This window comes from Shewanella nanhaiensis, from assembly GCF_019457885.1.
GTDB classification, from domain to species: Bacteria; Pseudomonadota; Gammaproteobacteria; order Enterobacterales; family Shewanellaceae; genus Shewanella; species Shewanella nanhaiensis.
This window is the reverse complement of record NZ_JAHZST010000007.1, coordinates 192,261-206,249: the sequence shown is the minus strand read 5'-3', so window position 1 is coordinate 206,249 and position 13,989 is coordinate 192,261. Positions and strand designations below refer to the sequence as shown.

17 protein-coding genes are annotated in these 13,989 nt (G+C 43.5%); 9 read left to right on the top strand and 8 right to left on the bottom strand.

Going from position 1 to position 13,989, the window contains the following annotated elements; genetic code table 11:
- Positions 1–97: 97 nt before the first annotated feature.
- Entirely contained in the window at positions 98–799 is a 702-nt protein-coding gene (locus K0625_RS12040; protein ID WP_220109986.1) for a YggS family pyridoxal phosphate-dependent enzyme, read from the bottom strand.
- Between the two features lie 36 nt (positions 800–835).
- Between K0625_RS12040 and K0625_RS12035 the strand changes: the two genes are divergently transcribed.
- From K0625_RS12035 to hemH, 3 genes are all read left to right on the top strand, one after another.
- Entirely contained in the window at positions 836–1,873 is a 1,038-nt protein-coding gene (locus tag K0625_RS12035; protein WP_012323971.1) for a type IV pilus twitching motility protein PilT, read from the top strand.
- Positions 1,874–1,900: 27 nt separating this feature from the next.
- Positions 1,901–3,013: a PilT/PilU family type 4a pilus ATPase gene (locus tag K0625_RS12030; protein ID WP_220109921.1), complete on the top strand. Its 1,113-nt coding sequence runs from the start codon at positions 1,901–1,903 to the stop codon at positions 3,011–3,013.
- A gap of 232 nt (positions 3,014–3,245) precedes the next feature.
- The gene (hemH, locus tag K0625_RS12025; RefSeq protein ID WP_220109920.1) at positions 3,246–4,277 is read left to right on the top strand and encodes a ferrochelatase; all 1,032 of its coding nucleotides are present in this window, start codon (positions 3,246–3,248) and stop codon (positions 4,275–4,277) included.
- A gap of 60 nt (positions 4,278–4,337) precedes the next feature.
- On the opposite strand, the gene ruvX is transcribed toward hemH, so the two are convergent.
- From ruvX to K0625_RS12005, 4 genes are all read right to left on the bottom strand, one after another.
- Entirely contained in the window at positions 4,338–4,757 is a 420-nt protein-coding gene (gene ruvX / locus K0625_RS12020; protein ID WP_220109919.1) for a Holliday junction resolvase RuvX, read from the bottom strand.
- Between the two features lie 48 nt (positions 4,758–4,805).
- On the bottom strand, positions 4,806–5,366 hold the full coding sequence (locus K0625_RS12015; protein ID WP_012323975.1) for a YqgE/AlgH family protein: 561 nt from the start codon (positions 5,364–5,366) through the stop codon (positions 4,806–4,808).
- Between the two features lie 41 nt (positions 5,367–5,407).
- Positions 5,408–5,737: a stress response translation initiation inhibitor YciH gene (yciH, locus tag K0625_RS12010; RefSeq protein WP_064792008.1), complete on the bottom strand. Its 330-nt coding sequence runs from the start codon at positions 5,735–5,737 to the stop codon at positions 5,408–5,410.
- 185 nt (positions 5,738–5,922) lie between these two features.
- Positions 5,923–6,237, bottom strand: a complete 315-nt coding sequence (locus tag K0625_RS12005) for a hypothetical protein (RefSeq protein ID WP_220109918.1) — start codon at positions 6,235–6,237, stop codon at positions 5,923–5,925.
- A 168-nt stretch (positions 6,238–6,405) separates the two neighbouring features.
- Here K0625_RS12005 and K0625_RS12000 point away from each other — a divergent pair, with 168 nt between their 5' ends.
- Both K0625_RS12000 and K0625_RS11995 read left to right on the top strand, forming a co-directional pair.
- On the top strand, positions 6,406–6,975 hold the full coding sequence (locus K0625_RS12000; protein WP_220109917.1) for a DUF4136 domain-containing protein: 570 nt from the start codon (positions 6,406–6,408) through the stop codon (positions 6,973–6,975).
- A gap of 447 nt (positions 6,976–7,422) precedes the next feature.
- Positions 7,423–7,875, top strand: coding sequence for a DUF924 family protein (locus K0625_RS11995; protein ID WP_220109916.1), 453 nt, complete (start codon positions 7,423–7,425; stop codon positions 7,873–7,875).
- Positions 7,876–7,944: 69 nt separating this feature from the next.
- Here K0625_RS11995 and K0625_RS11990 read toward each other — a convergent pair whose 3' ends face one another.
- Complete coding sequence (locus K0625_RS11990; protein ID WP_220109915.1) at positions 7,945–8,823, bottom strand: LysR family transcriptional regulator; 879 nt, start codon at positions 8,821–8,823, stop codon at positions 7,945–7,947.
- 85 nt (positions 8,824–8,908) lie between these two features.
- Here K0625_RS11990 and K0625_RS11985 point away from each other — a divergent pair, with 85 nt between their 5' ends.
- The 3 genes from K0625_RS11985 (at position 8,909) to K0625_RS11975 (ending at position 11,037) form a co-directional block, all read left to right on the top strand.
- Complete coding sequence (locus K0625_RS11985) at positions 8,909–9,319, top strand: PACE efflux transporter (RefSeq protein WP_220109985.1); 411 nt, start codon at positions 8,909–8,911, stop codon at positions 9,317–9,319.
- 210 nt (positions 9,320–9,529) lie between these two features.
- Positions 9,530–10,102 carry an OmpA family protein gene (locus K0625_RS11980; protein WP_220109914.1) on the top strand — a complete coding sequence of 191 codons (573 nt, stop codon included), beginning with the start codon at positions 9,530–9,532 and terminating at the stop codon, positions 10,100–10,102.
- 110 nt (positions 10,103–10,212) lie between these two features.
- On the top strand, positions 10,213–11,037 hold the full coding sequence (locus K0625_RS11975; protein WP_220109913.1) for a mechanosensitive ion channel family protein: 825 nt from the start codon (positions 10,213–10,215) through the stop codon (positions 11,035–11,037).
- Positions 11,038–11,122: 85 nt separating this feature from the next.
- Here K0625_RS11975 and K0625_RS11970 read toward each other — a convergent pair whose 3' ends face one another.
- Positions 11,123–11,770, bottom strand: a complete 648-nt coding sequence (locus K0625_RS11970) for a trimeric intracellular cation channel family protein (RefSeq protein WP_220109912.1) — start codon at positions 11,768–11,770, stop codon at positions 11,123–11,125.
- A 336-nt stretch (positions 11,771–12,106) separates the two neighbouring features.
- Between K0625_RS11970 and ltaE the strand changes: the two genes are divergently transcribed.
- A complete protein-coding gene (gene ltaE, locus K0625_RS11965) occupies positions 12,107–13,117 on the top strand; it encodes a low-specificity L-threonine aldolase (protein WP_220109911.1) in 1,011 nt (336 codons plus the stop codon).
- A gap of 54 nt (positions 13,118–13,171) precedes the next feature.
- Here ltaE and K0625_RS11960 read toward each other — a convergent pair whose 3' ends face one another.
- Positions 13,172–13,948 carry a hypothetical protein gene (locus K0625_RS11960; protein WP_220109910.1) on the bottom strand — a complete coding sequence of 259 codons (777 nt, stop codon included), beginning with the start codon at positions 13,946–13,948 and terminating at the stop codon, positions 13,172–13,174.
- Positions 13,949–13,989 lie beyond the last annotated feature (41 nt).

The following is a 13,989-nucleotide window of genomic DNA, read 5'->3' as shown; positions in this document are numbered from 1 at the left end:
ATAAGGTCAAATTTATATTACATATATCTGGGCGATTACGGATAAAACAACTACTTTGGCTAAGTTTATAAAGTGGCTGATATCCTTGCTGTGAATATTAGTTACCGGATGTATCACGCTCACCAAAAATGGCACTTCCAATACGCACCATAGTTGAACCGTGTTCAATGGCTTGTTCAAGGTCGTTACTCATTCCCATCGAGAGGGTATCAATATCTGGGTAAGTTGCTTGTAGATTCAAATAGAGCTCCTGTAACTTTTTAAACTCAGCTTTTTGCAGCAAAACATCTTGAGTTGCTGTTGGAATCGCCATCAGTCCACGCAGTTTAAGTTTAGGTAACTTACTGATGCTCGTAGCCAGAGAGTGAACCTCATCGACAGTCGCGCCAGATTTACTCTGCTCTTGGCTGATGTTTACCTGAATGCAAACATTAAGAGGCTGCAGAGAGTCAGGTCTTTGCTCATTTAAACGTTGAGCAATCTTTTCTCGGCTGAGGGTATGCATCCAGTCGAACAGGTTGGCGACTACCTTAGATTTATTGGACTGTAGCGGGCCGATAAAGTGCCAATGGATCTCAGGGCAGGAGGATTTTAATGCAATGACTTTCGATTCCCCCTCCTGAACATAGTTTTCGCCGAAATGCCTCTGTCCAGCTGCATAGGCGGCTATAATATCAGTATTAGGTTTGGTTTTACTCACTGCGAGTAGTTGAATTTCATCGGAATTTCTTGATGAAAATTGTGCCGCTTGCACGATTCGATGCTGGGCGTCAGCTAGTCTGTCTGCTATTGTTGTCATCATGTAATTATTTTGCTTGAATGGATATACCATATTATGGAAATCACAGAGTTACTTGCCTTTAGTGTAAAGCACAAGGCGTCAGATCTACACCTCTCTGCAGGTGTTTCTCCTATGATACGTGTTGATGGTGAAGTCAGAAAGATCAATTTACCTGCGTTAGATCATCAAGGGGTGCATGGACTCGTTTATGACATCATGAATGATAAGCAGCGTAAAGATTATGAGGAGCATTTAGAGATAGATTTCTCCTTTGAAGTGCCGAACCTTGCTCGTTTTCGTGTTAACGCCTATAACCAGTCCAGAGGCGCAGCAGCGGTATTTCGTACCATTCCCAGTGATATCTTAAGTCTTGAGCAATTAGGGGCTCCGGAAATTTTCAAGAAGATATCTGATTTCCCTCGCGGTTTAGTGCTCGTTACCGGGCCGACAGGTTCTGGTAAAAGTACCACCCTTGCCGCCATGATTGATTATATTAATGACAATCGTCATGAGCACATTCTTACTATTGAAGACCCAATAGAATTCGTGCATCAAAATAAGCAATGTTTGATTAACCAGCGTGAGGTGCATCGCCACACTCACAGCTTTAACGCCGCACTGAGAAGTGCACTGCGTGAAGATCCAGATGTCATTCTTGTGGGTGAGATGCGTGATTTAGAAACCATACGTTTAGCGATGACAGCGGCAGAAACCGGTCACTTAGTCTTTGGTACCTTGCACACCACCTCAGCGGCTAAAACCATTGACCGTGTGGTTGATGTATTCCCTGAAGGGGAGAAGGGGATGGTTCGAACCATGTTATCTGAGTCTCTTCAGGCGGTTATTTCACAAACCTTGATTAAGAAGGTCGGTGGTGGTCGAGTGGCGGCTCACGAGATTATGATGGGAACTCCGGCGATTCGAAACCTTATCCGAGAGGATAAAGTAGCGCAGATGTATTCAGCAATTCAAACCGGTATGGCTCATGGTATGCAGACGTTAGATCAGTGTCTGCAGAATCTGGTCAATCGTGGCCAGATCTCCCGTGAAGATGCACAGCATAAGAGTGCTAATAAGCAAACTACGTTCTAATACACATCAGTATTATAAGGCTTTACTATGGACGTTCGTCCTTTTTTAAAAATTATGGTGGAACGCAAAGCGTCGGATCTGTTTATTACGGCAGGCTTTCCACCCAGTGCGAAGATAGATGGCGAGTTAAGGCCCCTAGGTGAGAACTCTTTCTCTGCGGCCCAGTCATTGGAGTTTGTTGAATCGCTAATGACCGATGTGCAGAAGGAGGAGTTTCATAACACACGTGAATGTAATTTCGCCTTTGCGGCAAAAGAGTTAGGAAGATTTCGTGTTAGTGCATTTTGGCAAAGGGAGTCTCCAGGTTGCGTGATGCGTCGTATCGAAACTGATATTCCCGATGCTGACGACCTTAAGCTTCCTCCCATCTTAAAAGATCTGGTGATGAGTAAGCGCGGGCTTATCATTATGGTAGGTGGTACAGGTACTGGTAAGTCTACCTCATTGGCTTCATTGGTCGGTTACCGTAACGCCAATGCGCGTGGGCATATTTTGACCATTGAGGATCCTGTCGAGTTTGTTCATGACCACCGTAAGAGCATTATTACTCAACGTGAGGTGGGCATAGATACTGAGTCGTTCGATGCCGCCCTAAAAAGCTCATTGCGACAAGCGCCCGATGTCATCTTAATTGGTGAGATTAGAACCCAAGAGACGATGGAGTTTGCGCTGGCCTTTGCCGAAACGGGTCATTTGTGTATGGCAACGCTTCACGCCAATAATGCTAACCAAGCACTGGATCGTATTATGAACTTAGTGCCAGAGAGTAAGCATCAGCAGCTTTTGTTCGATCTCTCTTTGAACTTGCGTGGCATTGTGGCGCAGCAACTTGTGCCTAAAGCGGATGGATTAGGGCGACGTGCAGCGATTGAGATCCTGATCAATACGCCAAGGGTGAGCAGCCTTATCGCTAAAAATGAACTTCACTCCCTTAAAGAGACCATGGCGAAGTCTAACGAGCAGGGGATGCAAACTTTCGATCAGGCGCTGTTAAATCTCTATGTAGAAGGCGAGATCAGCTACGCCGATGCTCTGCATCATGCCGATTCACCAAACGATCTTCGTTTGATGATAAAGCTGCGCAGTTCAGAAACCGGTGGCTCAGGGTTTATGGAGGGGGTAACGCTAGATCTGGATTAAATAAATAACCATCAACCCATTAAGTAGAGTGAGCCAAAGCTTAGCTACAACGTATCTTCTTATGCTCGCTCAATAGGGCTCTTGTGATAAACAAGAGCCTTTTTTATGCGCTTAATCACAGGAATCTTTTGAAGTTTGTCCTAGGTCTACCTTTTGACGACAAATGGCTTAAGATATTGATTCAAACTATGGTTTAATACTCGGTAATTGCACCAAATTTAAAGAGGCTAACTTGGCTAAATATTCAGGTTTATCGAAAGACGTGGCACACACTAAGCGGGGAAAGACTGGGGTTGTGCTGGTCAACCTTGGCACACCCGATGAGCCGACACCTTCCGCTGTTAGGCGCTATTTGGCTGAATTTTTATCAGACCCAAGGGTTGTTGAGATCCCAAAGTTAGTGTGGATGTTGATTCTACATGGCATTATCTTGCGTATTAGACCTGCGAAATCTGCTGAACTTTACAAGCAGGTATGGACTGATAAGGGTTCTCCACTGATGGAGATAACTCGCCAGCAGACTGAAAAACTCGCGAGTTACTTAAAAGACAATGCTGGCGAGCTGGAAAGTGAGCAAGATATCAGTGTTGAGTTTTGTATGCGTTACGGTAACCCTTCGGTATCAGAAACCTTAAAGCGTATGCACAATGAGGGAGTGGATAAGATGGTGGTTCTGCCTCTTTATCCTCAATATGCAGCGCCAACAACAGGCTCGGTATTTGATGCGATAGCCAAGGAGTTAACTAGCTGGCGCTACCTTCCTTCACTGCACTTTATCAATACTTATCATCAACATCCTGATTTTATTCATGCCTTGGTTGAATCGATAAAACGTGATTTTGCTAAGAATGGTCAACCTCAAAAACTCGTGTTGTCCTACCATGGTATGCCTGAACGAAACTTGCACCTTGGTGATCCTTACTACTGTTTCTGCATGCAGACCACAAAACTTGTAGTCGAGCAGTTAGGCTTAAGTGAGGAGCAGTATATTGCGACGTTCCAGTCTAGATTTGGTAAAGCAAAATGGCTAACCCCCTATACAGATGCAACTATGGAGTCTCTTCCTGGGCAAGATATCAAAGATATCGCAGTTGTATGCCCGGCATTTAGTGCTGATTGTTTAGAAACATTGGAAGAGATCGCCGAAGAGAACAGGCTTATATTTGAAGAGGCGGGGGGGCAACAGTACCGCTATATTCCTGCATTGAATGATGACGAGTTACATATCAAGATGATGGCGAATTTAGTTAAGCCTTACCTTTAAGATATATAACTAAAAAGGGAGCCTAGCTCCCTTTTTAAGGCCTGCTTCACGCTATGGCTTTTAGTACAAACTCTCGAAGTAACTTTCGACAATCAATACCGCAGACATGGCATCAACTTGGCCTTTGGTTAGGGCTTTATAACCACCCATCTCAAAGAGTCTGGTCTTGGCATCAGCAGTGGTCAAGCGCTCATCTTGTGTCTCTACTTTAACACCGAACCGCCCATTTATCCTGTTGGCAAACTTTTTTGCTCTTTGCGTCATCTCTTGCTCAGAGCCATCCATATTAAGCGGCAGGCCCACAACGACGAGATCCGGCCTCCACTCTTCGATCAACATACCTATCTCTTCCCACTTAGGTATCCCATCCACAGCCTTTATTGAAAGTAGTGGGTTGGCACTTCCTGTCAGAGATTGTCCTATTGCGATACCTATACTCTTAGTGCCGTAGTCGAAGCCTAAGACAGTTTGTGAACTCATAGATTATGCATATCCTGTTTGATTAATATTTTTGTGCTGAATAAGGAGCTAGGCATGCCCACTCTGATTAGAGAGCTGCCAGATATCAAAACCGAGCGATTCGGTCGCTTGCTGCCATCTATCGTTAAAACCTATGTCGAACAGTAGTTCCTTAGTCGCAGGAATAGAGAGCCAAGTATTTTCAGCGAGCTCCTGTTCAAGTTGATCTTTACTCCAACCTGCGTAACCGAGAGTGACAATAAAGTTTTCTGGCGCCGCATCTGTTCCTAGAGAGGTCAATACATCTCGGGAGGTGGTCAGCATAATCTCATCGGTAAGACTTTGGCTATTATTCCAGTTTGTTTGTGGAGTATGTAGTACAAAGCCCCGCTCTTGGTTAACGGGTCCACCGATAAGCACCGCAGAGCCAAGAGAGGTGATGGGATCAGGCTCTTCATCGAGCTCCATCTGTTTTAGAAGCTCGTTGACATCTATGCCGATAGGCCGGTTAATCATAAGCCCCATTGCGCCTTTTTCATCATGTTCGCAGAGATAGATCACCGAACGTTCGAAAAAAGTATCCTGCAAAGAGGGCATGGCGATTAACAAATGGTTCTGTAAACTGTTCATCTTTAGCTCCACATAGGGGATAAAGTTAGCAGAGGACTAACTTAACCACCGGCAAGTTTTACCTGGTAATTAAGTTTTTCAAGTAAGGTTTTAAGTTGCTCTCTATTATCGGTTTGAACTTCGATAGTAAACTCTTTAACCGTACCACCACAGCCACACTGTTTTTTTAATTTTTGCGCTAGTGCTTTAAGCTCTTTTTCGCTTAACGCTAAACCTTTAATAACCGAAACACCTTTGCCTTTGCGACCTTTGCTGTCTTTATGGATCCTGACAATACCATCACCTTGTGGGGCTTCCTGAACCTCTTTTTCAGGTGCGATACGACCCACATCGGTACTATAGACAAGTGTTACGTTTGAATCTTTTTTCATGAGAGAGTCATCAATTATCGATAATAGAGGGAGTTTAACAAAATGATGAAAATTGTGGGAGCTAATCGTTAAGTTTAGAGATAAAAAGCGGCTGAGCGGCAGTATGCCAGTGTTAAAATGGGAGATTACATAGGGCTAAGTAGCGCTGTTATTTTTAGAGTGCTCTATTATCCTGAAGTAAACTTTTAGGAATGTAGAACACCTATTATCAGTGAGATACTTGTCAGTAGTGCACAGGGAATGATGAACTTGTGCATTCTAGGAAGTGCAATAGAGCAAGCTGTGACAATAAACCCAAAGGAGGCTGCTCCAAAACTATTACCCTCTCCCTGAAAAATAGTAATGAGTAGCCAGGTCAGGATCACTATGGGCAGTACAGATAAACTGATGTGGCCTAAGCCATCTTTACTTGATTTTGCAATGGTTTGACTAGTGACGTTTGCCGGAGCAAACTTGAAAATTCCGCTAGCAATAATAAATGCTGCTACAAACCATAACATAATAGATCCTCTCAAGTCCCAACTGATAATCATTATCATTTGTATTGGTGGGTAAGTCAAGCTGTATGGAAGCTGTTAGAAGCAGAAAATTTGGTTGTAGAACATAAAATTGCTATGTAAGCTGATAGGAATAATACACGGTAAGTTTTAGGATTCGACGGGGTTAATGTGAAACAAGTTAAAGTAGTTTTGGCTGCACTATCACTCTGTGCGCTTAGCGCGTGTAGCTCAATGAAAACAAGTTCAGATTATGATCCTGCGGCTAATTTCAGTGATGTCAAAACCTACGCTTGGGTAGAGAAGAAGACGCAAGATGGCAGTTATCACTTAGATGGGTTAATGGATCAGCGTGTTCGTAGTGCTGTTGACAGTCAGTTGTCGCTTAAAGGTGTTAAGTTGACCGATCCTACTACAGCTGATGTGTTGGTTAACTACCTGACTAAAGTCGATAAGAAGATCAATGTTGATACTTTCAATACCAACTATGGTTATAACCCATATTACGGTCCTCGCTGGGGCATGAGTGGCTCTATGCATACCCAAACTACAGTTCGTGAATATGAAGTGGGTACATTGATCTTAGATATGGTTGATAGGGAGTCTGGAAAACTTATCTGGAGAGGTTCTGTTGCCGATACTATCCGCGATAAAAATACTCCAGAGGAGCGCATTGAGGTGGTTAATCAGGCAATCGCTGCCATGTTAATGAATTACCCTCCAAAGCCAGAGGCTAAATAGCGACTAGCTAAATTAAAGTTTTTAAAAAGGCGAGCATTATGGTCGCTTTTTTGATCTCATATTTTGATCTTAGTCGTGTGAGCTGGGCTGTATATACCCAAGCTACCTCAAGATGCTCGTTTCAGAGCTCCCGTAGGATAGCTGAACAAGGCAGTGATTGAGGATAATGGTTATTCCCTTGTTGATATCACTAACGCAGTGCAGCGATTCTACGGGAACTCCCGAAGGGCATGGCGAGAAGCAACATTTTTCTGTGTTATGAAATATTGAATTAGAATAACTAGTCCTACTATTTCATGCCTTGAACTCTGTCACTTCTCGACATGCTGAATCCTGTATCTTGAAGTTGTTTGGGTATATAGACTAAAGTCGAGCATCTAGTGTCTTGCATTGGGTGATATTCTCACGGTCAATTATTTACATAAAAATAAAGTAGATGGTGGCCTTGTGGAGCAATTTATAACTCAGTGGTTTAGTGAATATAACAAGGGTGAGGGGGTCGTTAGGAGTTCCCTTTCGAACCAAACTCAGTCCCATTGGGAGGCGTTATTAACTGACGCGAAACAGGGGAAGCTTAATGATTGGCAGAAAACACCACCGGGTCGGATGTCGCTTATTTTACTCTTGGGTCCGGTAGCTCACCTGCTGGCCGACAGCGATGTGACTGAGCTTAATCGGCGCGCAAGAGATCTGTGCATACAGGGCGTTGATTTGGGGTTTGATACTCAGCTGGATCTTGTGCAGCGACGCTGTTTTTACGATCCTCTTTTCTACTCTTCGGTTGCCAAAGACAGGGAATTACTGCTTCGACTTCTTGAAGGGATGCAATCACAGGCTGAGCTGCCAGAAAAGACTGTGTGGTCAAACTGGTATGCACAAGCCTCATCTCTTAACTCTTAATCAATCATACTGCTTAGCACATATGAAAGTCGCAGCTTTACATTAAAGCTGCGATTGATACTTAGTTATTTACTGCTTAAGTAGTCTACGTAGAAGAGCTCGTAGGGTGTGGTTGGCTTCGGAAGTCATTGAGTTTTCTTGTATCACATCCACATTTGCTTGCCATCCCAGCTGCTCAAATTGAACTGGTACTCGGCAAAGGGTATTTGCCTCCAATGCCTCTTTTGCTAGGTGAAGCGGAAGTAAAGTCCAGCCAAATCCCGATTTAGCTAGCTCCAACAGTACATAGTAGTTATCAGCGTGCCATACATCCGGTGAATGAGCCTGATTGAACCAGGTGGTTTTCGAGCCTTTAGAGCTTATGACAAGTTGTCGATGAAGCTTCAACATATCCGTATGGGGGGAATCCGTTTGAGCTAAAGCGTGTTTGGGGCTGACCAGAAGCTCGAACTCTACAGTGCCCAAGGTTTCGAAGTCAATCGACTCCGGGTATAGGTTGTCGCTAAATACCAGGCCTGTGGTGGCTCTTTTATCTAAGACGAGTTGGATCACATCCTGACTTGAAGCGCAGAGAAACTCCAACTCCAACTCTGGATGGTTTTGCTCAAGTTGCGGGAGCAGTTCGATAAGGTGGGCATAGGGGATCCCTTCATCGATAGCTAAGGTGAGTTTTTTCGACTCTTCCGATTCTAATGCGCAGACTTGCTGAGTAAGACGGCGATGCTGAGCGATAACGGCTTTAGCCTGTGGCAGTAGTTTCTCGCCTTTAGCTGTTAGCACTGGATAGCGACCACTTCTGTCAAAAAGCACAAGACCCGTATCTATCTCCATGTTCATTATGTTTTGACTTACCGCTGATTGCACCTTACCCAGCTTACGTGCTGCTGCTGAAAAAGATCCTGACTCAACAGTGGTAATGAAAGAGGTTAATTGTTCGATAGTAGACATATCAGAAAAGGTGATGGTAAGTAACTTTTTATCATCATATATTCAGATGATAATGGCTGCAAGTTATCTATTGGACTTTAAAGATATGCAAACTAAAGAGAGAGTATTTCACGCAATCATGTTTGAACTTTTGGCATTAACTATTGTTGTTCCTCTGGCAGCCATGTTTAGTAGCAAGGATGCGTCATCATTGATGATAGTTGGTATCGGTCTCAGCTTATATGCTGTTATCTGGAACTATTTTTACAATATCTGGTTCGATAGGCAGTTTGGTTGTGATCGCGCTTCAAGAGGTATGGCGCTGCGAATAGCTCACACATTGGGCTTTGAGGGGGGGATTATCTTTATTACAGTGCCACTGGTTGCCTGGTTTTTAAATATCAGTTTAGGTGCAGCGCTGTTGATGGAAGCGGGCTTTCTGATATTTTTCTTTTTCTATGCAATCGGATTTAACTGGTGCTATGACAATGTTCGTAGCAGGCTGATGGCAGCATAAGTTAACAAGCGGCTCTACTCACTTTATAACTATTAATCTAAAACTATATTTTAGTGTTTTGTTCTGGCTATTTACTGAATTGCCAGAAGGTTATAAAATAGTGGGAGTTTGTAAAAGTTGTACTTCGGATTGTCTAATTTACCTCCATGGGCTATATAGGGCTTATATAGAATTAAAGGGTTAAGTGAAAGCTTAGGCTGGTGGATAAATATGATAAAGCGAGCGGTTGTCTGTTTTATTCTCTCTATTGGGTTGCTGTTTTGCTTGTCTGCTTCGGCATGGACTTGGACGGATAGTGATGGAGATGGGGTTCCAGATGCTAAGGATGCCTGCCCAGAAACCAAAGTCGGAGTCACTGTCCGCTCTAACGGATGTGGAGCACAAGTCGATACTGATAGGCTCTGTTTGCCGACCTTGGATGAGCAGCTTTATCCACGGACGTGTACGCAAGCTACGCCTTTAGTGCTGAATTTTGAGTTTGCTCAGGCTGAGGTGATGTTTATCCAGTGGCAGGTGTTTACTCGTATAAAGCGTTTTCTCCAGGAGCATGACGTTAATTTGTGTTTGCTTGGGCATACAGACTCGGTTGGGGCTGAAGCTGGTAATGTGGCGCTATCTCATCTTCGGGCTCTCAATGTAAAACGGATTTTGGTTGATGATTTAGGATTTAATCCTGATCGCTTCCAAGTTATGGGCATGGCCGACACTCACCCAGTGGCAAGCAATGACTTTCCAGAGGGTAGGGCGATGAATCGACGAGTTGAGCTGTTCGTTGAGCCTTAGTTGCGATTTTTACATAATATAGGTTTTGAATTAACCCAGTAATTTTCAATATTGTTGGGTTAGTAATAATAAAGCCAAACTTGGTTTGGCTCATTTTAGGGAGTAAATAAATGGAAAACTTGGAAGGTTTGTTCGAGCAAGTGCCTGAGCTTGTCGTGACATATGGAATGAAAATTCTCTTAGCAATTGTTATTTTCATTGTCGGTAAATATCTATCGGGACTGGCGAAAAAGATAACCTGTAAGTTGCTACTTAAGAGAAAGATAGATGAAACTGTAGTCTCTTTCGTGGGGAACATGGCATGGGCACTAGTCTTCGTGTTCACAATTGTGGCAACACTTGGACAGATCGGTGTACAAACAGCCTCTTTGGTTGCAGTAATAGGTGCCGCGGGTTTAGCCGTTGGTCTTGCACTTCAAGGTTCACTCTCTAACTTTGCTTCTGGCGTGTTAATGGTACTGTTCCGTCCTTGCCGCGTTGGTGATTATGTTGAGGCTGCCGGCATTGCCGGAACCGTTAATGAGATCACTATCTTCTCAACTAAGTTACTAACACCTGATAACAAGCTTATTATTGCGCCTAACTCAGCCATGATGGATGGAACGATAATTAACTATTCTGCGATGGATACACGTCGTGTTGATCTAGTCATTGGTGTCTCTTATGATGCTAACTTAGCCGATGTTAGAAAGATCTTGACTCAAATAGTTGAAAATAATCAGTATGTTCTAAAAGATCCTGCTTACACTATTGCTGTCGCTGAATTAGCTGATTCTTCAGTTAACTTTGTTGTTCGTCCTTGGGTTAAAGGCAGTGATTACTGGCCTGCGCACTTTGAACTGCTAGAGCAGATTAAGATCGCACTGGATGAAGCAAATATCGGTATTCCATATCCACAAATGGATCTGTACCTGAAGGAAACACCAGCTGCATAATTTGCTTAGGTGATTCACTTTCAGACACAAAAAAGGTCGGCTATTGCCGACCTTTTTTGTTTATAGCACATACAATGGGTGGAGATTAATGTGATGCTCCATCGTGGCCATGTTCATATTGATAATCAAATTTCGGCATTCCCCAATGAAACTTAATTGCCAACATTCTGAAACTGAAACCAAAGGAGAGACAGATAGCAAGGTTTATCCACTCAGTTACAGCAAAAGACTTAAGGCTGACATAGAGAGCAGCGGTTAACAGAGCGACTAAGGCGTAGAGCTCTTTTTTAAAGATGAGCGGTACTTGATTGCACAAAATATCGCGGATCACACCACCGAATACACCCGTCACCACACCCATGACCACCGCAACAATTGGACTGAAGCCTAGCATTAGTGTTTTTTGGGCTCCTATGATGGAGAACACGGCTAGCCCAAGTGCATCGATGGCTAGAAACACTTTAGAGAGATAGCGCATAACAGGTGCTATCAAAACTGTAAGCAGAGATGCAAAGGCGATAGCAATTAAGTAGTGCACATTTTCAACCCAAATGAGTGGGTAGTTTCCTAATAGCATATCGCGTAGCGTACCACCACCAATTGCTGTGGCGCAGCCAATAATGACCACACCAAATAGATCCATCTGTTTTTTTCCGGCAGCAAGGGCGCCAGTCATGGCTTCGGCAATGATACCGATAAGCCATAGTAGACTGATAAATTTAACTTCTAACATCAAGAGAGGCCATAGCGAAAAAAGAGAGGCGATTTTGCACTAAAATAGCAAAAAGTAAAACAAACATTTTTTGTATTTTGCCATTAGTTTTTATAATTTGTTAATATTGTGTTTTTATTTAATCCCTCTGTTTTTCTGGGTTAACTATGTTTTCCGTTTTAGTTTAGCTAATCTTTTAGTTTTATTTCTTTTGGAAGTGTTTGCTTGGTCTGTTTTTTGAGTTTAACTCTTATTTAAATCGGTTTTAAAGAGCGTGACAATAGATGCTTTTAACACTGGCACAGTGACGAATCTAAGGTTAGTATGCGTAGATGTTAACTCTTGTGAAGTGAGCTTATGATAGATTTTCGTAGCGATACCGTGACTATGCCTACGCCAGCTATGCGTAAGGCGATGGCCAATGCCGAAGTCGGTGATGATGTATATGGTGATGATCCGTCGGTAAATCGTCTAGAGGCGATGTCTGCCGAAATGTATGGTTTCGATGCTGCCCTCTTTACCTCCTCTGGCACTCAGGCAAATTTATTGGCCCTGATGTCCCATTGTGAACGAGGTGATGAGTATCTGTGTGGCCAACAGGCTCATAACTATAAGTTTGAGGGAGGCGGCGCGGCAGTACTTGGCAGTATTCAACCACAACCTTTGACTAACCAAGCTGACGGCACTATTTTGCTTTCAGAGGTTAAAGCTGCAATAAAGCCGGACGATATTCATTTTGCTAAGACACGTTTGCTGAGCTTAGAAAATACCATCGGCGGAAAAGTGCTTCCTCAAGAGTATTTAGCGCAAGCGCAAACCTTAGCATTTGATAATAAGCTGAAGATTCACTTAGACGGAGCCCGTGTTGCTAATGCTGCCGTGGCACAAAGTATTGCGATTAGTGAAGTGACTCAATTTTTTGACTCTGTTTCTATCTGTTTGTCTAAAGGACTTTGTGCGCCAGTTGGTTCACTGTTATTGGGTGATGAGCGACTTATCGCTAAAGCCAGACGTTGGCGTAAAATGCTTGGCGGTGGAATGCGTCAAGCTGGGGTTTTGGCCGCTGCTGCGAGTTTAGCGATTACTGATCAAGTTGAGCGTTTAGCGATTGATCACGATAATGCTGCCTATCTTGCAGAGCAGTTAGCGGCTCTGGATGAAGTGAGTGTTGATCTTAGCTTAGTGCAAACGAACATGGTCTATGTTCAGTTTTCGCCTCAGCTCAATGTTCAGACTATTGCAGCTAAGTTGAAGGCTAACGGTATACTCATTAGCCCGAGTCCAACTGTTCGTTTGGTTACTCATGCTGATGTAAGTCGTGAGGATATTGACACCTTCATTACTGAGCTTAAACGTCATCTTAAATAGTCGCTAACCTTAGGTTTTAATAGAGAAAAGTCTGCATCTGCAGACTTTTTACTTTTAATGCCCGTGGCCGTGATGAGCTTCATCTGACAGAGAGTTGCCATCAGTGTCATAAAACCCTGAACTGCCGTGTTGAATAAAACCTTGGGTGATCATCTTAGCGATAAAGGGATCTGACTCACTGTCGCCCACATCGGCAAAGTCGAGATCATGATAACCTTGTGTGATGGTGTTGGCCTTATCGCTTGTCATTGGGCTGGCATCACGCAGTTGGTAATGCACGCTTCCATGGTCATGGGTGATGGAGAATTGATAGGGTAGAGCAAGAGACGCAATCCACTTGAGCTTAAGGTTTTGTCCGCCTTGCTGACCTGAATATTGCTCAAGCTGGAAGCAGGAGGCTTGTGTGTTTTCCCCCCTCTCTAGCTGTGATTTTAATTTAGGTGAGACCAAGTGAAACTGTTGTAACAGATCATAACTGATATTTAGCGAACGCAGATCACTTGGACGGTAGGTGATAGAGCGGCGCTCCTCGGGAAAATAACGGATATATTCACCATTTTTATCCCAAGCTTCGAATGTTTGTGGTGACGTTTGGTAGATAACTTGATGCTGGTTTTTAATCAAACGCATGGAGTAGCTAGCCTTTGGCGTACCAAAACGGTCTGATTGGATAACATCATACTCGAGCTTGATGTTAGTTGGCGCTAATTGAGCACACTGAAATCTGCTTACTTCTTTTTTACTTACAGCCTCTTCAATACCCTCTGAATGGGCAAAACAGTTCTGGCTTACGGTAAGTAGTATAGCTGTGCTAAGTAAAGAGTACTTCATAAAAACTCCACTTTAATTGGATAAAGGTCACTCAATTTTTT